The sequence below is a fragment of the Methylobacillus caricis genome, assembly GCF_020532705.1.
Taxonomy (GTDB): Bacteria; Pseudomonadota; Gammaproteobacteria; order Burkholderiales; family Methylophilaceae; genus Methylobacillus; species Methylobacillus caricis.
Genome location: NZ_JAJAVD010000001.1, coordinates 1,430,050 through 1,455,752, shown reverse-complemented (window position 1 = coordinate 1,455,752; position 25,703 = coordinate 1,430,050). Strand labels below are relative to the sequence as shown.

14 protein-coding genes are annotated in these 25,703 nt (G+C 53.7%); 11 read left to right on the top strand and 3 right to left on the bottom strand.

Annotation, left to right across the window (positions count from 1 at the left end):
• The first annotated feature begins 3 nt into the window (after positions 1–3).
• The 4 genes from LG200_RS06865 (at position 4) to tilS (ending at position 10,849) form a co-directional block, all read left to right on the top strand.
• Positions 4–4,935 (top strand): hybrid sensor histidine kinase/response regulator, encoded by a 4,932-nt coding sequence (locus tag LG200_RS06865; protein WP_226756832.1) that lies wholly within the window; start codon positions 4–6, stop codon positions 4,933–4,935.
• 91 nt (positions 4,936–5,026) lie between these two features.
• Positions 5,027–8,476 carry a DNA polymerase III subunit alpha gene (dnaE, locus tag LG200_RS06860; protein ID WP_226756831.1) on the top strand — a complete coding sequence of 1,150 codons (3,450 nt, stop codon included), beginning with the start codon at positions 5,027–5,029 and terminating at the stop codon, positions 8,474–8,476.
• A 5-nt stretch (positions 8,477–8,481) separates the two neighbouring features.
• Positions 8,482–9,471, top strand: a complete 990-nt coding sequence (locus LG200_RS06855) for an acetyl-CoA carboxylase carboxyltransferase subunit alpha (RefSeq protein ID WP_226756830.1) — start codon at positions 8,482–8,484, stop codon at positions 9,469–9,471.
• Between the two features lie 25 nt (positions 9,472–9,496).
• Entirely contained in the window at positions 9,497–10,849 is a 1,353-nt protein-coding gene (gene tilS, locus LG200_RS06850) for a tRNA lysidine(34) synthetase TilS (protein WP_226756829.1), read from the top strand.
• A 13-nt stretch (positions 10,850–10,862) separates the two neighbouring features.
• Here the strand turns inward: tilS and LG200_RS06845 are convergent, their stop codons facing one another.
• On the bottom strand, positions 10,863–11,492 hold the full coding sequence (locus LG200_RS06845; RefSeq protein ID WP_226756828.1) for an arylesterase: 630 nt from the start codon (positions 11,490–11,492) through the stop codon (positions 10,863–10,865).
• 2 nt (positions 11,493–11,494) lie between these two features.
• On the opposite strand from LG200_RS06845, the gene LG200_RS06840 reads away from it, so the two are divergent.
• The 6 genes from LG200_RS06840 to LG200_RS06815 all read left to right on the top strand — a co-directional run bounded on the left by LG200_RS06840 (position 11,495) and on the right by LG200_RS06815 (position 20,494).
• On the top strand, positions 11,495–12,181 hold the full coding sequence (locus tag LG200_RS06840; RefSeq protein WP_226756827.1) for an ABC transporter ATP-binding protein: 687 nt from the start codon (positions 11,495–11,497) through the stop codon (positions 12,179–12,181).
• Positions 12,178–14,685 (top strand): ABC transporter permease, encoded by a 2,508-nt coding sequence (locus LG200_RS06835; protein ID WP_226756826.1) that lies wholly within the window; start codon positions 12,178–12,180, stop codon positions 14,683–14,685. Before LG200_RS06840 ends, LG200_RS06835 begins: the two co-directional genes overlap by 4 nt.
• A gap of 215 nt (positions 14,686–14,900) precedes the next feature.
• The gene (locus tag LG200_RS06830) at positions 14,901–17,240 is read left to right on the top strand and encodes a TonB-dependent receptor (RefSeq protein ID WP_226756825.1); all 2,340 of its coding nucleotides are present in this window, start codon (positions 14,901–14,903) and stop codon (positions 17,238–17,240) included.
• Between the two features lie 20 nt (positions 17,241–17,260).
• Positions 17,261–18,682 (top strand): sigma-54-dependent transcriptional regulator, encoded by a 1,422-nt coding sequence (locus LG200_RS06825; protein WP_226756824.1) that lies wholly within the window; start codon positions 17,261–17,263, stop codon positions 18,680–18,682.
• A gap of 191 nt (positions 18,683–18,873) precedes the next feature.
• A complete protein-coding gene (gene purT, locus LG200_RS06820; protein ID WP_226756823.1) occupies positions 18,874–20,070 on the top strand; it encodes a formate-dependent phosphoribosylglycinamide formyltransferase in 1,197 nt (398 codons plus the stop codon).
• Between the two features lie 13 nt (positions 20,071–20,083).
• The gene (locus LG200_RS06815; RefSeq protein WP_226756822.1) at positions 20,084–20,494 is read left to right on the top strand and encodes a group II truncated hemoglobin; all 411 of its coding nucleotides are present in this window, start codon (positions 20,084–20,086) and stop codon (positions 20,492–20,494) included.
• 82 nt (positions 20,495–20,576) lie between these two features.
• On the opposite strand, the gene LG200_RS06810 is transcribed toward LG200_RS06815, so the two are convergent.
• Together LG200_RS06810 and LG200_RS06805 are read right to left on the bottom strand one after the other, a co-directional pair.
• Entirely contained in the window at positions 20,577–21,947 is a 1,371-nt protein-coding gene (locus LG200_RS06810; RefSeq protein WP_226756821.1) for a DEAD/DEAH box helicase, read from the bottom strand.
• 30 nt (positions 21,948–21,977) lie between these two features.
• Positions 21,978–23,393 carry a DEAD/DEAH box helicase gene (locus LG200_RS06805; protein ID WP_226756820.1) on the bottom strand — a complete coding sequence of 472 codons (1,416 nt, stop codon included), beginning with the start codon at positions 23,391–23,393 and terminating at the stop codon, positions 21,978–21,980.
• 353 nt (positions 23,394–23,746) lie between these two features.
• Here LG200_RS06805 and typA point away from each other — a divergent pair, with 353 nt between their 5' ends.
• Entirely contained in the window at positions 23,747–25,555 is a 1,809-nt protein-coding gene (gene typA, locus LG200_RS06800; RefSeq protein WP_226756819.1) for a translational GTPase TypA, read from the top strand.
• Positions 25,556–25,703 lie beyond the last annotated feature (148 nt).

Here is a 25,703-nt window from a genome sequence, read left to right as displayed (position 1 = left end):
TACGTGGTGGAAGATTTCGATATCGGCCCATTGAGTTGGGTGAAGGATGAAATAGACCAGGCATTGGGCCAGGTGATGGCCAATTTGGCAATTGTCGCCGCCAATCCTGATGATTTGTCGCCATTACGTTTTTCACAACCTCATCTCTATCAGGTCAGTGGCGCACTTGACATGGTTGGCCTTGAGGGATGCAAGCGTTATTGCAGTGAAATTGAAACCGTCACTGCCAAGCTGGAAAAATCCGCACTGACGCCTGCACCAGAAATCATTGAAACGCTGAATCAGTCCATTCGCCATCTACAGCAATATCTGCAGGACCTTTTGAACGGCGAGCCGGATAATGCCTTGAGGCTCTCAGCCTCATTGCAGAAGCTCGCCGCCTTGCATGGCGAGGCACTTGAAGACTCTGAGCTGTTTTTCCCCGATACCAGTTTGCGCCTTCCCAGGGACATGCCAACGGAGGAACTGGAGCCTTTAACCTTGCTGGCCGTGCTGAGCGAGCAGCGTGCAACATTCCAGAAATCATTACTGAGCTGGCTAAAGGGAGCCGGTCAGCAGGGAATCGATGAGATGGTTGCAGCGCTGGACCGCGTACAACAATTACAGGTCCAGCCAGCTCCAAAAACCTTGTGGTGGGTGGCAACTGCATTTATTGAAACAATGGCGCAAGAGCCACATGCCAGTGATTCCGGGGTAAAGCGCTTGTGCCGCCGTCTGGATCAGCAATTGCGTTCTGCTGGCGATGGGGCGGCAAAATCCTCGAGTGCCTTGCTGCGCGATTTGCTTTACTACATTGCCATCAGCCCTGTGCGTAGCGAGCGATTGTTGAGGGTACGCAAGATATTCGATCTGGACTGTCTCGTACCGTCATTGCCGACGATAGTGACCGGGGTGGAAGAGCAGGAATATGTTAACCAGTGCCTGGTTGTCCTGGAAAGCCTGAAGGAAATATGGGCCAGGGCCGGCACGGATGAGAGTGTGTTTGCTGATTTTACTACCCGGTTCAGAGGCATCCTGGATACTTATCCCATGTTGTCGATTGAACCGATAGCCAATCTGTTCAGCATGGTTGAAAAAGTGGCATGCCTGTTGGAAGAGGGCGGCGTTGTACCGGTGGATACTGCATTGGTTGAGGTCGCCTCAGCCTTGACGCTGCTTGACAACGCCCTGCAACGTTACGGGCAGCAGGATGCCGTGGCGTTGCAAACACTGCAACACCAGGTTGAGCGTTTGCAGCGCCTGCATGCAAAACAGCCTGTTCAGGACTTGCCCGTTTCTCCGGCCGCAGACTTCCAGAAGACGGCACAGGTTGCGTTGGCCCGCGAGATCGGGGAATCCATCAAGGTGGCCGAGCAATATCTGGATGCCTATTTCCGCCAGCCTGAGGATATCAGTGCCCTAGCCCAGGCCGAATTGCCTTTAAGGCAGGCAATTCCAGCATTTGATATGCTGGAGCTGCCATTATTGCAACAGCTGACGCACACCACCCTTGATGTGGTGGCAGGATTACAGGGCGGTGAGCTGGTTGCTGGACAGCATGTGTTTGAGTTGCTGGCGGACAGCCTCAGCCTGGTGGATATCCATCTGCAGCAATATCCATACTCGCCCAATAGCTCTCTTGCAGTTGAGGATGCGCTTGAGTCGTTGCAACAACTCTTGCAAAAGCCAACAGCAGGCATCAGTGCACCAGAAAATAATAGGGATCAGCTCCTTGATGCCGGGGAAATTTCTTCCGGGATTGCTCCAGCGGAACTCGATGCCGAGCTACTGGATATTTACCTGGTAGAGGCGGAGGAAGTGCTGGCGTTGATTGCACAAAACCTGCAGTCACTGCGTCTCAATGCTACCGACCATCAGGCCTTGAGCGAGGTGCGACGTGGTTTCCATACCCTCAAAGGCAGTGGCAGGACGGTAGGCCTGCTTGATATCGGAGAGGTTGGCGGGATTGCAGAAAAAATGCTGAATCTTGTCATAGAGCGGAAATTGACTCCTGATGCAACAGTGATTGCTTTTTCAGAGCAGGTGACAGCCGCCTTTGCCGACTGGACAGGACGGTTGAGGGAGCATCAGAAAGTGGTTGTGGATGTGCCGTTCTGGCAAGAGCAGGCTGCATTGCTTGAAACAGGCCTGGCCGGTGCTGTAGCAATGGAGCAGCCTGAGGAAGTCTTGATCGGCGGGACTCGCAGAATCAGTCGCGCCTTGTTCGATATCTTCCTGCAGGAGGCTGGCCAGCATATGGCTCAGCTCCGGCAATGGTTGGAGCGTGTCAAGAACAGCACGGCTCCCCTGTTGCTCCCTGACCATGATGTCTCTCGTGCCGCACACACCTTGGCCAGCAATGCTGGTGCCACCGGATTCAAGCCATTGTCAGATCTTGCGCGGGCGCTTGAACACTGGCTTGATGTACATCAGGGTAACTGGACAGCTCAATCCCTGAAGTTACTGGAAAATACGGTAACCAGCCTGGACAACATGCGGGCCAAGGCTGCAGATCTTAAGCAGTCGCGCGCTGCCACTGCTCTGCTACGTGCATTGAAAAAAGCCGCAGAAGAAGCCGGTGTGCCGGTCATTGATACAACAACAGGCAGCAATGTGATCGACTTGGGCGCACGGCTTGCCAATACGGCAGATGCTGTTGCAAGCCTGCTTGAAGCAGAGGCTGAAGTGACAGCTTTGCACCAACAGCCGGTATCGGATGAGCCTGTCATGCCAGCAGCGGTTGATGTACGTCCAGACGCTACGCCAGCCTTGCAACCTCAGTTGGTGGATCAGGAACTGTTTGCCCTGTTTGTTGAAGAGGCAAGCGACCTGGTGCCTATGATCGGCAATGAGCTGCGTGCCTGGAATGCACATCCACAGGAAGCGGATCACCCGGATATCCTGCAACGTGCCTTGCATACCCTGAAAGGCAGTGCACGCATGGCTGGCCAGGGTGCGCTCGGTGATGCGGTACATGGCATGGAAGACCATGTCATGCGTGCGCTCAAGCATCGCCCCCAAGCCAATGAATTTGAGGAGATGTTTGCCGACCTTGACCGCATAGGCAGCCTGCTTGAAGATGCAATGGGGGGCAATACCGAGCTGGTGGTTGGTCGCCAGGCTGCCCCGGACAATCGCGGCCGTGAGCGCAGGGCGCAGTATCTGCGTCTGCGTGCCGATATTCTTGATCGCCTGATCAATGAAGCAGGCGAGGTGAGTATTGCGCGTTCCCGGATGGATAGGGAAATGCAATCATTCAAACAGTCATCCCTGGATCTTACCGAGAGTGTGCAGCGGTTGCGCAGCTATCTGAGGGAGTTGGAGATCGAGGCGGAAAGCCAGCTACAGTCTCGCATGACCTTGTTGCAGGAAAGCAACGAAACTTTCGATCCGCTGGAGTTTGACCGGTTTACCCGACTGCAGGAACTGACGCGGATGATGGCGGAAAGTGTTAACGACGTTTCCACCATCCAGCATGGCTTGCTGCGCAACCTTGATGAAACCGAGGCGGCGCTACAACAGCAGAACCGCATGAATCGTGAGTTGCAATATGGGCTGATGAACGTGCGCCGTGTACCATTTTCGTTGATTACCGAGCGTCTGCACCGGATTGTGAGGCAAACGGCACGAGAGCTTGATAAACGTGTCGAGCTGGTGATTGATGGGGCTGATATAGAAATTGACCGCAGCGTGCTAGATCGCATCAGTGCGTCGATTGAACATATCTTGCGCAACTCGGTTGCTCACGGCATAGAATTGCCTGCAGAACGCCTGCGTCTTGGCAAGGCAGAGAGGGGGAGTATCACCCTGAGGCTCCGCCATGAGAATGATGAAATTGTGCTGATGGTCAGTGATGATGGCAAGGGCATTGATTTGAAGGACGTGCGAGAGCGTGCACAGGCCCAGCATTTATTGCCGGAAGCCAAGGACATTAGCGAGCAGGCGTTGCTGGCATTGATTTTTGAACCAGGATTTACTACAGCACGCGTGATTTCCCAGATTTCTGGCCGCGGTGTCGGCCTGGATGCTGTCCGTAGCGATATCACGGCCTTGGGCGGCCGTATCGATGTAAGCAGTAGTGCAGGCGCGGGCGCTATTTTCAGCATTTTCCTTCCTGTGACCCTGTCTGTTTCCCAGGCAGTATTGGTACGTTATGCGGAACGCAAGTTTGCCTTGCCAGCCGTAATGGTGGAACAGGTGTTGAAACTTAAACCTGAGTCAATGGATGCCGCCTATTCCAGTGGTTCAGTATTCTGGTCTGACCGTCATTACCCCCTATATTTCCTTGGCCGCCTTACTGGCGATACCGCAAGCCCTGAAAAGCAGCGTTATAGCCCAGTGATCCTGCTGCGCAGCGCTCAATACCGTATTGCGCTTCACGTTGATGATATTGTGGGCAACCAGGAAGTGGTGATGAAGACCATAGGCCCGCAGTTGGCGCGGGTGCCGGGCATGGTTGGCGCTACTGTGATGGGGGACGGTAGTATTGTCCTGATTCTCAACCCAGTCCAGTTGGCCAATCGTGAGAGTTTGGCCGCTGGTACCGTGAGTACCAGCTTGGTAACAGCCCCTGAACCGATTGCTATCAAGCCGTTGGCACTGTTGGTGGATGATTCATTGACCATGCGCAAGGTATTGAGCCGCCTGCTGGAACGCGAGGGGTATGAAGTCGCGGTGGCGAAAGATGGCATGGAGGCAATCCAGGCCATGCAGGAGACACTGCCTGACATTATCCTGACCGATATCGAGATGCCGCGCATGGATGGGTTTGAGCTGGCACGCAATATCCGTAATGATGAACGTAGCCGCAATATCCCGATAGTGATTGTCAGTTCGCGTACTGCCGAGAAGCACCAGGCACTGGCGCGCAGCCTGGGAGTGAACGCCTTCTTTGGCAAGCCGGTGCAGGAGGATGACCTGGTTCTGAAGCTGCAGGAGCTACTGGGCCGAGGCTGATTGGGAAAAAGCCTTTTGCATGAAGCGGCTAGCAATTTTCGCCATAGATGATGCCATCAAGGTCATCTGAATAAGGTAAAATTCCAGCTGTATGTCCAATCCTTCATTCATCCATCTGCGCTGTCATAGCGAGTATTCCGTGGTTGATGGCACCGTGCGCATCGGCGATTACGTCAAGCATGCAGTGGCTGACCAGATGCCCGCACTTGCCCTGACTGATCTCAGCAACCTGTTCGGTGCTGTCAAATTCTATAAGTCTGCCCGTGGCAAAGGCATCAAGCCCTTGCTCGGTTGTGATGTCTGGCTGGAAAACGAAACCAAGCGCGATCAACCTTATCGTCTGCTACTGCTTTGCCAGACCCATGTGGGCTATCTGCACCTTTGTGAGTTATTGTCACGCGCATTCCTGCAAAACCAGTACCGTGGGCGGGCTGAAATAAAGCGTGAATGGCTGGTTGATTCCGGCACCGAAGGGCTATTGATGCTCTCGGGCGCCATCAGCGGCGATATCGGCCAGGCCCTGATACAGGGAAATATGGCTCATGCACAGCAATTGGCAGCAGCTTGGGCTGAGCTGTTCCCTCAGCGTTTTTATATAGAGTTGCAACGCGCGGGGCATCCACAGCAGGAAGCCTATATCTCCCAGGCATTGGTGCTGGCGAGCGAGGCTGGATTGCCAGTGGTGGCTACCCATCCCATCCAGTTCGTGGAGCCGGATGATTTCAAGGCCCATGAAGCCCGCGTGTGCATTGCTGAAGGCTATGTGCTGGCGGACAAACGTCGTCCCAAGCACTTTACGCAAGAGCAATACTTCAAGACACAGGCCCAGATGGCGGAATTGTTCGCTGATATTCCTGAAGCACTGGCGAATACCATCGAGATTGCCAAGCGTTGCAACCTTACATTGACCCTGGGCAAGAATTATTTGCCGCAATTCCCTACGCCCAATGGCGAAAGCCTGGACGAGTATCTGGTGGTCCAGGCCAAGGAAGGCCTGGAAAAGCGCCTGCAGGTGCTGTATCCGGATGAGGCCAGGCGCAATGCCAAACGCCCTGAATACCTGACACGCCTGGAGTTCGAAACCAGCATCATCATTCAGATGGGATTCCCTGGTTATTTCCTGATCGTGGCTGACTTCATCAACTGGGCCAAGAACAATGGCGTGCCGGTAGGACCGGGCCGTGGTTCTGGGGCCGGATCTGTGGTGGCCTATAGTCTTGGGATTACCGACCTTGATCCTCTGCGCTATGCCTTGCTGTTCGAGCGTTTCCTCAACCCCGAGCGGGTTTCCATGCCCGACTTTGATATCGACTTTTGTCAGGAGGGGCGGGATCGCGTCATTGACTACGTCAAGCGCAAGTATGGCCTTGATGCGGTATCGCAGATTGCAACTTTCGGTACCATGGCCGCCAAGGCCGTCATTCGCGACGTAGGCCGTGTGCTGGACCTGCCGTTCAACTTTGTTGATAGCGTTGCAAAACTCATTCCCAATGAATTGGGCATCACCCTCAGTGATGCACTGGAAAAAGAACCCCAGCTGAAAGAGCGCCGCGAGCAGGAAGAAGAGGTTGCCGAGTTGCTGGAACTGGCGCTCAGGCTGGAGGGTTTGACACGTAATATCGGCATGCATGCCGGTGGTGTGCTGATTTCTCCTGGCAAGATTTCCGACTTCTCGCCGGTATATTGCCAGGCTGGTGGTGAGAGCATGGTCAGCCAGTATGACAAGGATGATGTTGAAGCGGTTGGCCTGGTCAAGTTCGACTTTCTTGGCTTGCGTACGCTCACCATATTGGATATGGCGCTGGAAAATGCCAATCTGCAACGTGCGGAGCAAGGGCTGCCATCTCTGGATTTCGAGACCTTGCCGATAGACGACAAGCCGTCCTATCAGTTACTCAAGGCAGCCAATACCACGGCCGTGTTCCAGCTGGAATCGCGCGGCATGAAGGACATGCTGAAACAGGCCAAGCCAGACTGCTTTGAAGACATTATCGCCCTGGTCGCGCTTTACCGGCCCGGTCCGATGGACCTGATTCCCGATTTCTGCCGTCGCAAGCATGGGTTGCAACGCGTAGAATATCCGCATCCTGCGACTGAGCCTATTCTCAAGGAAACCTACGGCATCATGGTTTACCAGGAGCAGGTGATGCAGATTGCCCAGGTAGTCGCTGGTTACAGCCTGGGTGGCGCTGACTTGCTGCGGCGTGCCATGGGCAAGAAAAAGAAGGAGGAGATGGACGCACAGCGTGCCGTCTTCGTGGAAGGGGCGATCAGGAACGGTACCCCGGAAAAGCAGGCAGCCGATCTTTTTGACTTGATGGAGAAATTTGCCAGCTATGGCTTCAACAAGTCACATGCAGCAGCCTATGCCCTGGTGGCTTACCACACAGCCTATCTGAAGGCACACTATCCTGCTGCCTTCCTGGCTGCCACCATGTCGGCAGACATGAACAATACGGACAATGTCCATTTGTTCTTTGACGATTGCCTGGCCAACGGCCTGGAAGTATTGCCGCCAGATATCAACCGCAGCGAGTTCCGATTCAAGCCGGTCAATGCCAAGCAGATATTGTATGGCCTGGGGGCCATCAAGGGCACTGGATGGGCCGCGATTGAAATCATATTGGCAGCACGCAAGGAGGACGGTGACTTCAAGGATCTGTTTGACTTCTGCAGCCGTCTGGACTTGCGCAAAGTGAATCGTCGCGTGATTGAGTCCCTGATACGTGCTGGCGCTTTTGACAAGCTGGAGCCCAACCGCGCGGCCTTGCTGGCAGGAGTCAGCCTGGCGATCAGCGCTGCTGAGCAAAGCGGCGCGGCAACCGGGCAGGATAGCCTGTTCGGTTCTATCGTCGATAGCGCTGCCCATGTACTGCCGGACACGCCAGAATGGCTGGAAAAACAGCGTTTGCAGGAAGAAAAGCTTGCCTTGGGGTTCTATTTCAGCGGGCATCCTTATTCGGCATACCAGAAGGAAGTCGCCACTTTTGTCCGCAATAACCTCGCCAGCCTGAAACCCAGCGATCAGTCACAATTGCTCGCCGGAGTGGTGATGGGCATCCGTGTGCGCATGACAGGCCGTGGCAAGATGGCAATCGTGACACTGGATGACATGGCTGGCCGTATTGATATTGTGGTCGGGAATGAATTGCTGAATGAAAATGCGGCCCTGCTGAAGGAGGATCAATTGTTGATCGTTGAGGGCCGCGTCAGTCATGATGATTTTTCCGGTGGCTTGCGTGTCAATGCGCGCAGGCTCAGTGATATTGCCAGCGCGCGTAGCGCCTACGCCAATTTGTTGAAGATTTCCTGCAATGGGCAGGCGGATGCAGTCAAGCTACGCGATCTGCTGACCCCATACTGCAAAGCCGGAAACCCAGAATCCGGTCGTGGCTGCGCGATAAAGGTGGAGTACCATAACCAGCAGGCCAGGGTCGAGCTGATGCTGAGCGATGCGTGGCGGGTAGAACTGCATGATGAATTATTGCATGGGCTGCGTAGCTGGCTTAGCGATGAAAACGTAAAAATCCTTTATAATTGATACATATGAACGTCAAAACCAACAATGTGAAAACCAGTTTCCTCGAATTCGAACAGCCAATTGCCGAGCTGGAAGCCAAGATTGAGGAGCTGCGCTATGTGCAGGATGATTCTGCGCTTGATATCTCTGAAGAGATTGAACGCTTGCAGCAGAAAAACAAGACGCTCACCAAGGATATTTATGCCAAGCTCACTGCCTGGCAAATTTCCCAGGTAGCCCGTCATCCTCAACGTCCCTATACCCTGGATTACATCCGCGGCATCTTTACTGATTTTGAAGAGTTGCATGGAGACCGCGCCTTTTCCGACGATCCTGCCATTGTCGGCGGTATCGCCCGTTTTGACGGCCAGTCCGTGATGGTGATCGGTCACCAGAAAGGGCGTGACGTCAAGGAACGCCAGTACCGTAATTTCGGCATGCCGCGCCCTGAGGGATACCGCAAAGCCTTGCGTCTCTATCGCCTGGCCGAAAAGTTCGGCATGCCCATTATCACGTTGATTGACACGCCGGGAGCTTATCCTGGCATTGGGGCCGAGGAACGCGGGCAATCGGAAGCAATTGCGCGCAATCTCTATGTGATGGCCGAACTGAGGGTGCCCATCATCGGCGTGATTATTGGTGAAGGAGGTTCGGGTGGGGCCTTGGCACTGGGCGTGGTGGACCACTTGATGATGCTGCAATATTCAACCTATTCAGTCATTTCTCCTGAAGGATGTGCCTCCATTTTGTGGAAGAGCGCAGACAAGGCATCTGAAGCGGCAGAAACCCTGGGAATTACTGCAACGCGCCTCAAGGCTTTTGGCCTGGTGGATCGTATCGTGCCTGAACCCATGGGCGGCGCACACCGCGCGCCTGAGGACATGATGCAGAGCCTGCGCCGGGCCTTGGCTGACGAGTTGAGCCATTTGCAGGTGAAATCCATCGACAACTTGCTGGCAACTCGCTATGACCGCCTCATGAGCTATGGCAAGTTCAAGGAATCCCCTGTCAAATAACGTGATTCATGCATCAGGGCCGCTAATGGCCCTGGCTGAAACTACTCCTAGCGCTGGCATCAACCCTGATGTCTTGCGCAATCATCTCTCCGGTTTTCTATCCGCGCATATCCAGGCAGGCCAGACATTGCTCGCAGCATTCAGTGGAGGGCTGGATTCACGGGTGCTGCTGGAGCTGCTTGCTGAAGCCAGGAAAAAGCATAATTTCATATTGCAGGCCATGTATGTACATCATGGCTTAAGCTACAACGCAGATGCCTGGGCCGGCTTCTGTCAGCAGGTTTGCGAACGGCTGGGCGTCCTTTTCACTTGCTGCCGCGTTGATGTTGATCAGGACAGCGGCAAGGGCATAGAGGCAGCTGCACGCGAAGCCCGGTATCAGGCACTTTTTTCCAGTAGTGCTGACCATATCATGCTCGCACATCATCAGGATGACCAGGCAGAAACGCTGTTGCTGCAACTCTTGCGCGGCGCCGGTAGCAAAGGCCTAGCCGCCATGGCCATGCAGGATGCCGAGCGACGCCTGTTGCGCCCTTTGCTTGATGTCGCTCGTGCTGATTTGCTGTCATTTGCCAGGCAACTTGATTTGCAATGGATAGAAGATGAAAGCAACCTTGACCTTAGCTATGACCGCAACTATTGCCGTCACCAGCTATTGCCCTATATGGAGCAGAGGTTCCCTGCAGTAAAGCGCACCTTTGCCCGTTCGGCTGTACATTTGGCGGAAGCTGCGGATTTGCTGGATGACCTGGCACAAATCGATGCCAAACAGGCCTTGGTCAATAATCAGTTGGATATTGCCGTGCTTGCCCAATTGTCTTCACCTCGCAGCCGGAACCTGTTGCGCTGGTGGCTGTCCTTGAACCAGTTGCCATTGCCGAGCGCGACGCGCATACAGGAAATGCTGCAACAGTTGCTGGTTGCAAGGCCCGGTTCCCAGCTCAAGGTGCTGGTGGCGGGTAATGCCTGGTTGCGCCGTTATCAGGGATGGGCATGCATAGAAATTGCAGGCCAGGTGAATGATGCCATCGCCTTGCAATGGCAAGGTGAAGAAGAGCTAGTGTTGCCGAATAATGGCCGCTTGCTTTTCTCCAGGCAAATGGGCAGAGGCCTTGCGCTTGAGCGCCTGGCAACCAAGACGCTGACGGTTCGACATCGCAGCGGCGGAGAGCGTTTCAAGCCGGATGCCCACCGTCCGACTCGTACGCTCAGACATTTGTACCAGGAAAGCCGTGTGCCTCCCTGGCAGAGAGAATGCCTGCCATTGCTCTATAGCGGTGACCAGCTGTTGATTGTGCCAGGCATAGGGGTGGCATGTGAGTTTCAGGCCATGAAAAACGAGATGGGCCTGGTGGTTGAGTGGGAACCTCTCGCATAGCTGAATGGTGTGGTCAGGATGAAGAGGCGGTTTTCTTGAGTGCTGGCTGTAGGATTTTCCAAACATTGTCCAAAATCTTTGGCTGGGCAGAGGCTTTTGGATGCAAGCCATCATCCTGGGTCAGCTCTACCTGTCCTGCAACGCCTTCCAGCAGGAAGCTTACCAGGGGCAGATTAAACTCCTTGGCCAGTTCAGTATAGGTGCTACTGAACTCCCGCGTGTATTTAGGGCCATAGTTAGGCGGAATCATCATGCCGACCAGCAGGATATTTGCATTGGCTTGTTGGCTGGCCTTGATCATGGCAGTGAGGTTTTTGCGTACATCGTTTACAGGCAATCCGCGCAAGCCGTCATTGGCGCCAAGTTCGATAATGACCCAGTCTGGTTTGTGTTGCTTGAGTGCGCCTGATATGCGGCTCAACCCGCCTGTCGTGGTTTCGCCGCTAATGCTGGCATTGACTACGGCATAATCCAGCTTGTGCTCTTTGAGGCGAGTCTGCAGCAGAGTGACCCATCCTTGTTCACGGGGAATGCCATAAGCAGCGGAGAGGCTATCGCCATAAACGAGAATGGTGGCGGCATGGGCTGCCGGGATAAAGCCGAAGCAGGCCACAATCAATACAAATATGGAACGGAACATCATTGATGCAAACACCTTTGGCAGTAGAAGCGGTTGATCTGGATAAATATATCGAAAATAGTGCTGGCAGGCTCGATATTCTGAATGTCTTGCAGTTGAAAGTACCATTTGGTGAAAAACTTGCCATTATCGGCAGTTCCGGATCCGGTAAATCCACCTTGCTGGGCTTGCTTGCCGGGTTGGACAGTCCCAGTGGCGGAAAAGTGCTGATCGAGGGAATGGAAATCAGTAGCCTGGACGAAGATGGCCGAGCTGCCGTGCGTGGACGCAGTATGGGGTTTGTCTTTCAGTCTTTCCAATTGATACCTTCTCTGACTGCCCTGGAAAATGTCATGTTGCCGTTGCAGCTTGCGGGACGCGCCGATGCCAGGGAGCAGGCATTGAGTGCCCTGGAGCGGGTAGGCCTTGCCCAGCGCCTCACGCATTATCCTCGGCAAATGTCCGGGGGAGAGCAGCAACGGGTGGCCATTGCCCGGGCTTTTGCACCCAAGCCCGCTATCCTGTTTGCAGATGAGCCGACAGGTAACCTTGATGAGCATACAGGTGAACGCATTATTGAATTGTTGTTTGGCCTGAACGCTGAAGCAGGTACTACGCTGATTCTGGTCACCCATGACCTCAATCTTGCACGGCGCTGCCAGCGCATTGTCCGCTTGCAGGATGGACGCCTGCATGAAGAGTCTGCCGCATGATGGCGTTCATGATAGCGTGGCGCCAGTTGCGCAGCCAGTGGGCTTCAGGCGAAGTGCGCGTATTGTTGTTTGCGCTAATGCTGGCGGTGGCGGCTACCACTTCTGTCGGTTTTTTTACTGACCGCATCGAATCGGCGCTGGTCCGGCAGGGCAGCATGCTGCTTGGGGGCGACCTGATGGTGTCTTCGGATAAGACGATCCCGACTAGGCACGTGGATGAGGCCGAAAAGCGTGATCTGAAGACCGCGTTGACCATGGAGTTTCCGAGCATGGTCCTGCATGGAGATGACAGCCACCTGGCAGAAATCAAGGCTGTGAGCGCCGGTTTTCCCCTGCGTGGAAACCTCACTGTTCTCCAGCAAAAAGTTGAACCTTCCCAGATGCTCACGGGCGGCATATCTACAAACACCGTGCCCGAACCTGGCACGATCTGGATAGAGCCCCGGCTTGCCAGCCAGCTTGGCGTGAATATCGGCGATGCGCTTGATGTGGGTGAGCTCAGTATGCGTGTGGCGGCAATCTTGCAGCGCGAGCCTTCTCGCGGTGGCGATATGTTCAGCATTGCGCCACGGGTACTCATGAATATTGCAGATATTCAATCCACAGGCCTTGTGCAATTTGGCAGCCGTGTTAAATACCAACTCCTGCTGGCAGCTGAGAGCGATGTAATGGAAGACTATGCGGCCTGGATAAAACCACTCCTGGGCCGGGGCGAGCAGGTGCAGACAGTGGCGGATGCCCGGCCGGAAATGCGTAGCGCTCTTGAAAAGGCGCAGCAGTTTCTTGGCCTTGCGGCGATGGTCAGCGTGATTCTTGCCATGGTCGCCATGTTTCTTGCCAGCCAGCCTTATGTGCAGAAGAGCCTCGATACTTATGCGCTTATGCGTTGTTTCGGCGCCTCACGCCACTTCATTTTTCGCATCCTCATCAGCCAGACCCTGCTGATTGCTGCACTAGGCAGTGGTGCAGGCGTGCTGATGGGGTTTGCGGCCCAGGCCGGCTTGGCAATGCTTGCTGGCAACTTGCTGGTGGAGACCTTGCCCAGCCCGGGGTTCATGCCTGCTCTGGGAGGCCTGGTTTCAGGATTTGCCACCATGCTGGCTGTCGTTTGGCCCCATTTGTCCAGGTTGCGGGATGTGCCGGCACTGCGCATTTTGCGGCGCGACCTTGGCGAGCAGGATAAAACACGCTGGCTTGGATTTTTACCAGCCCTGATAGTGTTGGGCGGGCTGATCTCCTGGCAGGCCGGGCATATCAAATTGGCAGGGATTGTCTTACTGGCGCTGTCAGGGTTATTGTTGGCCATAGCGGTGTTGGCGTGGCTGGGTACAAAATTGCTGGCGGGCCTCCCACAAAATACTACAGGTTCCTGGAAGCTGGGAATTGCAGCATTGAAGCGCAGGCCTGGTCTTGTGGTTGCCCAGGTATTAGGCTTCAGTCTAGGGCTGATGGCGTTGATCCTGCTTTCTATCGTGCGGGGAGATTTGTTGCATAGCTGGCAACAGTCGCTGCCAGAAGATGCCCCGAATCGTTTCATCATCAACATCCAGCCGGACCAGATTGAAGGCATCAAGCAGTTTTTCAATCAAGCGGGCCTGGCACAAGTGGAAATTTTCCCCATGATCAGGGCGCGCCTGCTGGAAGTGAACGCCAAGCCAATTAATCTCGACGATTATAAGGATGACCGCGCGCGTCGTCTTGCTGAGCGCGAATTCAACCTCTCCTGGGCGCAGGATATGCAGCAGGATAATCAATTGGTTGAAGGCGCATGGTGGCAGGCCGGGGATCATGGCAAACCATGGCTTTCACTGGAGCAGGGAATTGCCGAGTCTTTGAACATCAAGCTTGGAGACAAGCTCACTTATGATGTAGCGGGGAACCGGCTGGAACTGGAGGTGAGCAGCTTGCGCAAAGTCGAATGGGACACCATGCGTGCCAATTTCTTCGCAGTGACGCCACCTGGGGTGTTGAATGATTTTCCTGCCAGTTACATCACCAGTTTCCACTTAGGGCGTGGTCAGGAAAACTTGCTGAACCAGTTAGTACGTGAATTTCCCAACCTGACCATCATTGATGTGGCCGCCTTGCTGGATCAAGTTCGCGAAATCATGAACAAAATGAGCCATGCACTGGAGTATGTGTTTGTATTCAGCCTACTGACAGGACTGGCCGTGCTTTATGCTGCCTTGGTAGCCACCCGCGAGGAACGGGTGCGTGAAGCCACCTTGCTGAGAGTGCTGGGAGCCTCGCGACGCCAGGTCGTGATCGCGCTGCTGGCAGAGTTCTTCACTATTGGAGCGCTGGCTGCGATAGTAGCAAGCATGGCAGCTTCTATCCTGGCCTATTACATAAGCAGCCAGGTGCTTAACATTCCGTACCACTTCAATCTACTGGCTACCTTGACAGTCATGGCTGGCGCTGCTGTCCTTGTGCCAGCTGCAGCCTGGTTGGGCATTCACCGTTTCCTCAATCAGCCTCCTCGGATTCTCCTACAGAGCATTTAGATATTGGCTATATACAACCAATTGGTTGTATATAGCCACCATTATATGGTTGTATGTAACCATATCTAGTGGTTTTCCTTAGTGGTTAATTAAAAATCTATACAAATACAAGGTGTTGTAATGACGGTCAGAGCCGGCATGAAACTTGATATAACTTAAGACCTGGAAATAATAAATGCAAGCCGGGGTTAGATAAACAATACGGAAGGATTTGCATGTTAAAGAGAGAGAAATTTAGGATCAGCACGATTGCGCTACTGGTTGCCAATGTCTGTGGGGCTTCATTGGCAGCACAAGCTGCTGATGAGGCCATTACAACAGACAAGGTCAACGTAGTCAGCACAACGCCATTGCCATCATTAGGGCTGCCACTTGAGCAAGTGCCTGCCGGCATCCAGCTGATCACAGGCCCGCAAATGAAGATGCAGCGCAGTGTCACGATTGCTGACTACCTGCAGAACAATATTGCCGGTGTAAACGTCAACGATACCCAGAATAACCCATTCCAGCCTGATATCAGCTTCCGTGGTTATTCGGCATCTCCCTTGCTTGGTACACCGCAAGGCTTGTCTGTCTATGTTGATGGTGTGCGCGTCAATGAGCCATTTGGCGATGTGGTGAGCTGGGACCTGATCCCCGTGAATGCAATTGCAAACATGTCGCTGATCCCTGGTTCCAATCCTCTGTTCGGCCTGAATACCCTAGGCGGCGCATTGTCGCTGCAAACCAAGAGCGGCCGTGATAACCAGGGTGCAGCCCTGGAGGCCAGCGTAGGTTCCTGGGGCCGCAAGACGGGCTCTGTCGAGTACGGTGGCGTTTCTCAGGATGGTTCTGTTGATTTCTTTATCACGGCCAATTCATTCCGTGAAGATGGCTGGCGCGATTATTCTCCAACCGATGTACGTCAATTGTTCGCCAAGGTGGGCTGGCAGAATGAAACCACCAAGCTGGACCTGAGCTATACCGGTGCCGACAACGATATGATCGGGAATGGCCTGGTGCCTTCCGAAATGATGCGTGCATTGGGGCGTGACACTATTCTTACCCGCCCTGACCAGACCCGTAATACCATGTCTTTCCTCAACCTCAACGGATCGCATTGGTTCAATGACGATGTGATGCTGAGCGGTAATGTCTACTATCGCCAGTCCAGGACCCGTACCTTGAACGGTGATGGTAATGATGATGTGGATGATGATGATTATCTGGCAGACTGTAGTGCTTTGACTGACCCCGAAGATGCCGAGGAGTCATGTGCCGGCGCTCTTAATCGTAGCCGTGCGCGTAAAGATAGTTATGGCTTTACTACTCAATTGAGTTTCAATCAGGATTGGTTACAAAAGAAAAACCAATTTATCGTTGGGTTCGGTTTTGATCAGAGTAAAACACGGTTCAGCCAATCGACAGAGTTTGGAAACTTGACGCCAAGTCGTGGCGTAGACGGCATTGGGTTGTTTGGTGATGAAGGTGAAGTTGAACTGACAGGGCGTACACGCACCTGGAGTCTGTTTGCGACAGACACCTTGTCATTGACCGAGATGTGGCATTTAACGATGTCCGCGCGCTACAACCACACAAAGGTGGAGAATCGCGATCATCTTATTCCTGATACAAGTGACGATGAGTCCTTGTCTGGTGATCATAGTTTCAACCGTATCAACCCTGCGATCGGCCTGAACTTCACGCCAACCAAGGATTGGACATTCTATGGTTCGTATAACGAAGGTAGCCGTGCTCCAACTGCGATTGAGCTGGGTTGTGCAAATCCTGAGCAAGCTTGTAAGTTGCCTAATGCAATGGCGGGTGATCCACCTCTGAAACAGGTGGTGGCGAAGACCTATGAAGCAGGGTTACGTGGAAACTTGACCGATGACTTGCGCTGGACAGCCAGTGTATATCGTGCAGAGAACTACAACGATATCCAGTTCATCTATGTCCCTGGAACCAGCGGCAGAGGCTATTTCGACAATGTGGGCAAAACCCGTCGCATGGGCTTGGATACTAGCCTGATGGGCAACCATGGCGATTTTAACTGGATGCTGGGCTACAGCTACATCAAGGCAACCTATGAGAGCGATCTCGAATTGGTTAACGAGGTGAATACCACCGCCTCTGGTGGCAGCATCAATGTCAACAAGGGTAATCGCTTGGCTGCTATTCCGGCTCATCGCTTGAAGTTCCGTGGTGAATATGCAATCACACCGAAATGGAGCATAGGTACCAATATCATTGCTTACAGTGATCAGTACGCTCATGGCAATGAAAACAACAAGGATCAGGGCGAAGGGGCCAAGTTGGGTGGTTATACCATTGTTAACCTGGATACCCGCTATAACTTCGGTAACGGCTGGCAGATTTTCGCCAAGGCTATCAATATTTTTGACCGTGAATACAGTAGTGGCGGCATGATCGGTGAATCTTATTTCCAGGCTAATGGTGCGTATGATGGCGGAGAAGATCATCGAGCCAGCCTTCGCGCTCCAGGTGCTCCACGTGCCGGCTGGATTGGCGTACGTTGGGAATTTGGCGGCCCCAAGAATGTTGCAGCTAATTAATCTTTAAAACGGAATCCACTATGCAAACGCGCGTAACTGATCACGAAGTTAAACCCAATGTTGAGAGGTCGGGGCAGAAGGTGCGTGTGTTGCTGGTGGAGGATGAAGTGATTTTTGCCCGCGCTGTTGCTAAGAGGTTGCAGCAAGCGGGCTATGATTGTGAGCATGCGGAAAACCTGGCGGATGGGCGTGAGCTTGCCCGCCAGTTTATGCCCGATCTTGCTTTACTGGACATGCGCCTGCCAGATGGTAATGGGCATGATCTTTTACCGGAATTTATTGCCAAGGGCATTGCCGTGATCTCCATGACCGCGCACGGCGAGGTGAGTGACGCGGTGAATGCCATGAAGCTTGGCGCAACGGATTACCTTAAAAAGCCAATAGACCTCGAAGAGTTGCTATTGACGATAGAGAAGGCAGAGGCTTCTGCCAAGCTCAAACATCACCTGGACTATTCCCGTCAGCGTAATGCACATGCCACCGAACGGGTTGAGCTGCTGGGGGATAGCCCTGCCATGAACAGTGTACGCGCCCAGGTTGAGCGGTTTGCCCAACTGACGACTTTTTCCGATTCCATTCCGCCTACCGTCCTGATTCAGGGGGAAACCGGAACAGGCAAGGATGTTGCCGCTCGCTTGCTGCATCTTTCTTGTGCCAATAGTAGCCGTCCTTTTGTACATGTGGATTGTGCTTCATTACCGGCAGAGTTGATTGAGAGTGAGTTGTTTGGGCATGAGAAAGGTGCGTTTACGAGTGCCCAAGGCCCACGCTGTGGGCTGATTGAGGCAGCTGAAGATGGAACATTGTTCCTTGACGAGATTGGTGAACTGCCATTGGCATTGCAGGCTAAACTGCTGAATGTGCTTGAGCGCCGCATGGTACGCAGGCTGGGTGCTACTAAAGAGCATCCTGTGCTGGCACGATTTGTTGCCGCTACCAATAGAGACTTGCACCAGATGGTGCTGGAGGGCCGCTTTCGCTCGGATTTGTTTTATCGCCTGAACGTTCTTACCATGAACATGCCGCCTTTGCGTGAGCGGGGCGATGATATTCTGATGCTGGCAAAGCATTTTGCCGCACAGACTGAGCGCCGATATGGGCTGGAAACGCGTCCTTTCTCGGCTGATGCCGCCGCTATGATCCACAACTATGGCTGGCCTGGCAATGTGCGAGAACTCAAGCACCAGATCAGTCGTGCAGTCTTGCTTGGGCGTGAAAGCCAGATTATGCCCCAAGACCTGGCGTTGCCGGGAATGGGCATGTCGATAGCCGGGGTGGTGACTGCACATGAGTCTGGCGTTACCCTGGACTCTGCCGAGAAAATGCTGATTGAAAACGCGCTGCGCCAGTCCAACCACAACGTCTCTGAAGCCGCCCGCCAGCTAGGCATTACCCGTATGGCCATGCGTTACAGGATGGAGCGTCACGGTATCAAGCCTTAGCCATTGCATTGTGCTCGCCCTCGTTAATCCCGACTCGCCGACTTGCATGCGGGCAACAGCAACGAGTATTGGGGTTTCCTGCTATCGACGATGACTTGCAAACCTTTGCCTGACCATATGCACGCAAGCCTGAGCGTTTAGCTCGTGGTATCATTTGCGGCATTTCCCTGCTATTCAATCCCGGAGTTTTCATGAGAATCGGTACCCCTTTAAGCCCTGTTGCCACACGCGTCATGTTGTTGGGCAGTGGCGAGCTGGGTAAAGAGGTGATTATTGCCTTGCAGAGACTGGGAGTTGAAGTGATTGCCGTTGATCGCTACCCGAATGCCCCTGGACACCAGGTGGCGCATCGTGCTCATGTGATTGACATGACAGATGCCGATGCCTTGCGTGCATTGATTGCCGCTGAACAGCCGCATTTGATTGTTCCTGAAATAGAGGCGTTGAATACTGCCCTGTTGGCCGAGATTGAAGCGGCAGGGAATACTCGCGTGATTCCTACGGTAAAGGCCGTGCAGCTCACCATGAACCGGGAAGGCATACGCCGGTTGGCTGCTGAAGAGTTGAAACTGCCGACTTCTCCCTACGCATTTGCCAATAGCCTACAATCCCTGCAACAGGCCATTGACGGGGGAATTGGCTATCCCTGTTTTATCAAGCCGACCATGTCGTCTTCCGGCAAGGGGCAATCCCGTATTACTGAGCCCGGGCAGATTGCTGCAGCCTGGGAGTATGCCGCCACAGGCGGGCGCGTCAATCAGGGGGTGGTGATTGTTGAGGGACAGATTGATTTTGATTATGAAATCACCTTGCTGACCGTGCGTGCCAATAATGCACAAGGCGAGGTGGAAACCACTTTCTGTGCCCCGATAGGTCATTTGCAGGAAAAGGGGGACTACATTGAAAGCTGGCAGCCTCAAGCCATGACGCCGCTGGCATTGGAGCGTGCGCAGCAGATTGCCAAGGCTGTGACGGATAACCTTGGAGGCTTGGGCCTGTTTGGCGTTGAGTTATTCGTCAAGGGCGATAATGTCTGGTTCTCTGAAGTCAGCCCGCGCCCGCATGATACTGGCATGGTGACCATGGGCAGCCAGCGGTTCAGCGAGTTTGATCTCCATGCACGTGCCATTCTGGGTTTGCCGGTCAATGTCAGTCTTAGCCGTCCAGGTGCCAGTGCAGTGATTTATGGCGGGGTAGAGAGTGATCAGCTGGTGTTTGACCATGTTGAAAAGGCCTTGGAAGTGCCGGAATCTGATATCCGCCTGTTTGGCAAGCCGGAATCTTTTGTACGCCGCCGTATGGGGGTTGCCCTGGCAACCGGGGATAACGTTGATGAAGCTCGCGCGCGAGCCCGTCAGGCAGCAAGCCTGGTCAAGACTTCTGCCTGAGTGAGAGTTCACCATGCTGGATAAGATTGGCGAGCCAGGCAGCAGCAAGGCAACGTTTTTTGATCTGTTGGGTGTTGAAAAGATCCGTGAGCTGGTTGAGCGTTTCTATGGTGTGATGGATACCGATCCGCGTGCATCAGGCATCCGGGCAATGCATCCCGCTGATCTGACTTCTGCGCGTGAAAAACTGTTCATGTTCCTCACTGGCTGGACCGGGGGGCCACAGCTTTATATTGAGCGTTATGGGCACCCCCGCCTGCGCATGCGCCATATGCCGTTTGCGATTGATGAGTCAGCGCGTGACCAATGGATGTATTGCATGATCAAGGCCATGAACGATATTGGTGTGGATGAAGCCGTGATGGTCAAGCTGGGCGAGGCGCTGTGGGGTGTGGCGGATTTTATGCGCAACCGTGAAGGATAAGCAGAGTCCTGTAGTGCGTTGGTTTGTATGGACGAATAAAAAGGCGCTTATGCGCCTTTTTTATTGCCGTTCATCACTTAACTTATTGTTTGCGTTGCAACCCACCGAGGAGTGCTGCAATTTCCTTTTTGGGTTTGTTGTCACGTCCCGCAATCGATTTGGGCAAAGGTGCATCAATAGATGGTTCATAAGGCTTGAAGAACCATTCATCTTCTTTTTTGCGCGGTGTTGAACGTGAAGATGAAGAGGATGAAGGCGTCGTAGATGGTTGTCTGCGAGGGGTTCGTACGGTTGAGTTTGTATCAGCCGGAACGTCAGCCTTTTCTTTCGGGATTTCGCGCTTGATCAGCTTCTCGATTTCCTTGAGGAATTTTTCCTCCTCAGGCGCCACCAGTGATATGGCAATGCCCAAAGCCCCAGCTCGTCCGGTACGCCCTATACGGTGTACATAATCTTCCGCCGCACTTGGCAATTCGTAGTTGATGACCATGGGCAACTGGTCGATATCCAGCCCGCGTGCCGCGACATCAGTGGCGACCAGCGCGGTAATCTTGTTTTGCTTGAAAGCGTCCAATGCTTGTATGCGCTCAAGCTGGCTTTTGTCACCGTGGATGGCGCCAGCGGCAATGCCTTCGCGTTCAAGGTGGCGTGCCAGGCGGCTGGCGCTGAGCTTGGTCTTGGTAAAGATGATGGCCTGGGTTGCCTGCTTGCGCAGCAAGTCAGCCAAGGCATTTTGCTTGTCGGCAGAGCCAACCAGCAGGATTTTCTGTGTGACATTTTCAGAGGTGGCATTGCTGCGTGCAACCTCGATCAGTGTTGGATTGGTCAGGAACTCTTCGGAGAGTTTCTTGATTTCATTGGAAAACGTGGCCGAGAACATCAGGTTCTGCCGTTTCTTGGGCAGCAGCGCCAAGATGCGCTTGAGGTCAGGCATAAAGCCCATGTCCAGCATGCGGTCGGCTTCATCAAGCACCAGCATCTGTACCTGGCCTAGTTGCACCGTGCGTTGTTCCACATGGTCCAGCAGGCGTCCGGGTGTTGCCACCAGTATCTCCACCCCCTTCATGAGGGTTGGAGTCTGGGACCTGATATCAACACCACCGAAAACCACTAAGGAACGCAGCGGCGTATGCTTGGCATAGGCTTTCACACTTTCTTCCACCTGGATGGCCAGCTCACGCGTCGGCGTCAGGATCAGCGCCCTGACCGGGTGTCGTGCCGGGGATGCGCTGGAACTGGCCAAGGGGAGCAGCTGCTGCAGCAGGGGCAGGGTAAACGCGGCAGTCTTGCCGGTACCTGTCTGCGCACCTGCCATCAGGTCGCCACCTTGCAGGACCACAGGGATTGCTTGGGCCTGAATTGGTGTGGGAATGGTGTAACCCGACTCATCCAGCGCCTTGAGTAATTCCGGCGCCAGATTGAGCGATGCAAAGTTGATAGTCTCTGTGTTCACGTTTTCTTCGGTAGTGTTGTACAAGATTAATTAAGCAAAGCTACGTGGGCGACGTGCCGGGCGGTCAGCGTCATGACGCTTGGCAGCGCCAAACTTGTCCCCACCACGATTGGCCTCACCGCGAGGAGCATCGCCACGACCACTGGCAGCACGGTCACCGAAAGTACGACCTTCCGGACGTGCACTGTTGTTGTCGCGATTGCCGGCATAGCCTTGACCACGAGACTTGTAGCCGCCAGCATTGCCACCAGGGCGTTGTCCCGGACGGCTGCTGCGTGGCTTGTCACTGCGATCAGTACGCGGTGCAGGGCGCTTAGGCTCCAGGCCTTCAATCACGGAGATTTCAAGACGTTGACCTGTGTACTGCTCAATCTTACGTAGTTGATGGCGATCAATGTGGGAGGCAAACGACAAGGCAACGCCTGTGTTGCCAGCACGGCCTGTACGGCCGATACGGTGCACATAGTCTTCAGCAAATTTCGGCAAATCGTAGTTGATCACGTGAGTGATGCCATGGACGTCAATACCACGAGCAGCAACGTCGGTGGCTACCAGTACGCGCACGTCACCATGGCGCAGCTTGGTCAGGGTGCGGTTACGGGCGCCCTGGGTCATGTCACCATGCAGGGCAGCGGATTTGTGGCCGGCTGCATACAAGTCTTCAGCCAGCAGGTCGGCATGGCGCTTGGTTGAGGTGAACACGATGGCCTGGTTCACTTCAGGGGCGATCAGCAAATGCTCCAGCAGCTTGTTCTTGTGTGCCATGTCATCAACGAACAACAACTTCTGCTCGATGTTGGCGTGCTTTTCCTTTTGTGCCGCGATCTGGATACTCTTGGGGTTCTTCAACAGTGTCTTGGCGATGTTGGCGATCTGGCCTTCAAATGTTGCAGAGAACATCAGGGTCTGGCGTTCGCCTGGCAAGGCAGCGGAAATACGCTCGATATCAGGCATGAAGCCCATGTCCAGCATGCGGTCAGCTTCGTCCAGGATCAGCATTTGCAGGCGGGACATATCAATGCGGCCGCGTTCCATGTGATCCAGCAGACGGCCTGGGGTTGCTACCAGGATATCCAGAGGCTGTGACAGCAGTTTGTTCTGCAGCGGGTAAGGCATGCCGCCGACGATGCTGACAGTACGTGCCCGCAGGAACTTGCCGTACTTGCGGGCAGCCTCGTTTACCTGGGCAGCCAGTTCACGGGTTGGTGTCAATACCAAGATACGCGGTCCACGGCTCTTGGCCGGGTGCGGAGTTGCCAGCAGGTTCAGTGCTGGCAAGGTGAATGCAGCGGTCTTGCCGGTGCCGGTTTGGGCAGAGGCCATCAAGTCATGGCCAGCCAGAACTTCAGGAATTGCCTGAGCCTGGATAGGTGTTGGAGTGTTGTAGCCTGCCTCAGCTAAGGCACGCATGATGGCAGGATTTAAATTCAAGCTTTCAAAAGACACAAAATTCCCTTTCAAGGAAAAACAAAGGAGTCCTGATCAAGACCCCAAAAGGGCGCAAGCAGACGCAACGATAGTGCCTTTAAACAGGCAAATATCAGGCGCAATATACTAAGAGTAAATTAGCATTCTTACCGGCGCACGGGCATAGCCACTAACCGGTAACAAAAGCAAGAGAGCCGCAAAATTACATCGGGCTTCGAGAGGCTAGGGCGATGAATCATCAATCCATAAAAGAATTGAATCAGCCGCGCAGTATATAGGTTGTCCTTAATTTGTCAAAGGTTTTATGCAGGGATTTAACAAAGACTGTGTTAAAATCGCGCACTTTTTCGCAATTAACTAGAGAATCACACATGTCGCGCGCCCTCCGTAATATCGCCATTATCGCCCACGTCGATCATGGCAAGACCACCATGGTGGATAAACTTCTTCAGCAGGCTGGTACGTTTGCCGCTCACCAGCAGGTGGCGGAGCGTGTCATGGACTCGGGAGATATTGAAAAGGAACGTGGTATCACGATCCTGGCCAAGAACACTGCCGTTAATTATGAAGGCACACATATCAATATCGTTGATACGCCCGGTCACGCCGACTTCGGTGGTGAGGTAGAGCGCGTATTGGGCATGGTGGATGGCGTGGTATTGCTGGTGGATGCGGTTGAAGGCCCTATGCCTCAAACCCGTTTCGTGACCAAGAAAGCACTGGCTTTAGGCTTGCGTCCTATCGTGGTGATCAACAAGGTTGACCGTCCGGGTGCCCGTACTGACTGGGTCATCAATCAGACGTTTGACCTGTTTGCCAACCTGGGTGCCACTGATGAACAGTTGGACTTTCCTGTTGTATACGCTTCAGGCCTGAATGGTTTCGCCAAACTTAAGCTGGAAGAAACATCTGACAGCTTGCGTCCTTTGTTTGAAACCATTTTGAGTCATGTAAAGCCGCCAACGGGTGATGTGAATGCACCTTTACAGTTACAAATTTCCGCGCTGGATTATTCTACATACACTGGTCGTCTTGGTATCGGACGTATTCAAAATGGACGCATCAAGCCAGGCCAGGTAGTTGCCGTGCTGAAGGGCGACGAGCAGATTGCACAGGGACGTATCAACCAGGTGCTGGGCTTCCAGGGCCTGGAGCGGGTTCAGGTTGAAGAGGCTGAGGCTGGCGATATTGTCATTATTTCAGGGATAGAGGAAATCGGTATTGGTGTGACGGTTGCTGATCGTGACAATCCGATAGGCCTGCCTATCCTGGGCGTCGATGAGCCTACCCTGACCATGGACTTCATGGTGAACACTTCGCCATTGGCCGGTACTGAAGGCAAGTTCGTGACCAGTCGCCAGATTCGTGATCGCCTGACCAGGGAATTGCTGACCAATGTTGCACTGCGTGTCGAAGATACTGTTGATGCTGATGTGTTCCGCGTTTCCGGCCGCGGTGAGTTGCACCTGACCATCCTGCTGGAAAACATGCGCCGCGAAGGTTATGAAATTGCCGTGGGCAAGCCACGCGTGGTTTACAAGGATATCGATGGCCAGAAGTGCGAACCTTATGAAGTCCTGACCGTAGACCTGGAAGATGATTGCCAGGGCGCCGTGATGGAAGAGCTGGGCCGCCGCCGCGGTGAGCTGCAGAATATGGAGTCCGATGGTAATGGCCGTACCCGCCTTGAATACAAGATTCCTGCACGCGGCCTGATTGGTTTCCAGAGCGAGTTTCTGACCATGACGCGTGGTACTGGCCTGATGGCGCATATTTTTGATGAATACGCCCCGGTGAAGGCGGATATGCCTGGTCGTCGTAACGGCGTGCTGATTTCCTCAGAGCAGGGCGAGGCTGTTGCCTATGCCTTGTGGAAGCTGCAAGATCGTGGCCGTATGTTCTCCATACCTGGCGACAAGCTGTACGAAGGCATGATTATCGGTATTCATAGCCGCGACAACGACCTGGTGGTTAACCCGATCAAGGGCAAGCAGCTGACCAACGTGCGTGCATCCGGAACGGATGAAGCTGTGCGCTTGATTCCACCTGTCCAGATGACATTGGAGTCCGCGGTTGAGTTTATTGATGATGATGAAATTGTCGAAATTACGCCCAAGAACATCCGTATCCGTAAACGTCACCTGCTTGAACATGAACGCAAGAGAGCAGCCAAGGACTAAGTGTCCTGAATGATCACGCGATATTGATTGAACAAACCCCGGCTTGCCGGGGTTTTGTTTTTTCTACCTTGCCTGATTGATTTTTTACTGTTTCCATAATTCCTGTCTGTTTTGTGATTTTTTCCCGACAAACTTGCCAATCATTCAA

Coding starts and splice junctions, on each gene's coding strand:
- dnaE (WP_226756831.1), top strand. CDS start 5,027: ATGTCCAATCCTTCATTCATCCATCTGCGCTGTCATAGCGAGTATTCC.
- LG200_RS06855 (WP_226756830.1), top strand. CDS start 8,482: ATGAACGTCAAAACCAACAATGTGAAAACCAGTTTCCTCGAATTCGAA.
- tilS (WP_226756829.1), top strand. CDS start 9,497: ATGGCCCTGGCTGAAACTACTCCTAGCGCTGGCATCAACCCTGATGTC.
- LG200_RS06845 (WP_226756828.1), bottom strand. CDS start 11,492: ATGATGTTCCGTTCCATATTTGTATTGATTGTGGCCTGCTTCGGCTTT.
- LG200_RS06840 (WP_226756827.1), top strand. CDS start 11,495: ATGCAAACACCTTTGGCAGTAGAAGCGGTTGATCTGGATAAATATATC.
- LG200_RS06835 (WP_226756826.1), top strand. CDS start 12,178: ATGATGGCGTTCATGATAGCGTGGCGCCAGTTGCGCAGCCAGTGGGCT.
- LG200_RS06830 (WP_226756825.1), top strand. CDS start 14,901: ATGTTAAAGAGAGAGAAATTTAGGATCAGCACGATTGCGCTACTGGTT.
- LG200_RS06825 (WP_226756824.1), top strand. CDS start 17,261: ATGCAAACGCGCGTAACTGATCACGAAGTTAAACCCAATGTTGAGAGG.
- purT (WP_226756823.1), top strand. CDS start 18,874: ATGAGAATCGGTACCCCTTTAAGCCCTGTTGCCACACGCGTCATGTTG.
- LG200_RS06815 (WP_226756822.1), top strand. CDS start 20,084: ATGCTGGATAAGATTGGCGAGCCAGGCAGCAGCAAGGCAACGTTTTTT.
- typA (WP_226756819.1), top strand. CDS start 23,747: ATGTCGCGCGCCCTCCGTAATATCGCCATTATCGCCCACGTCGATCAT.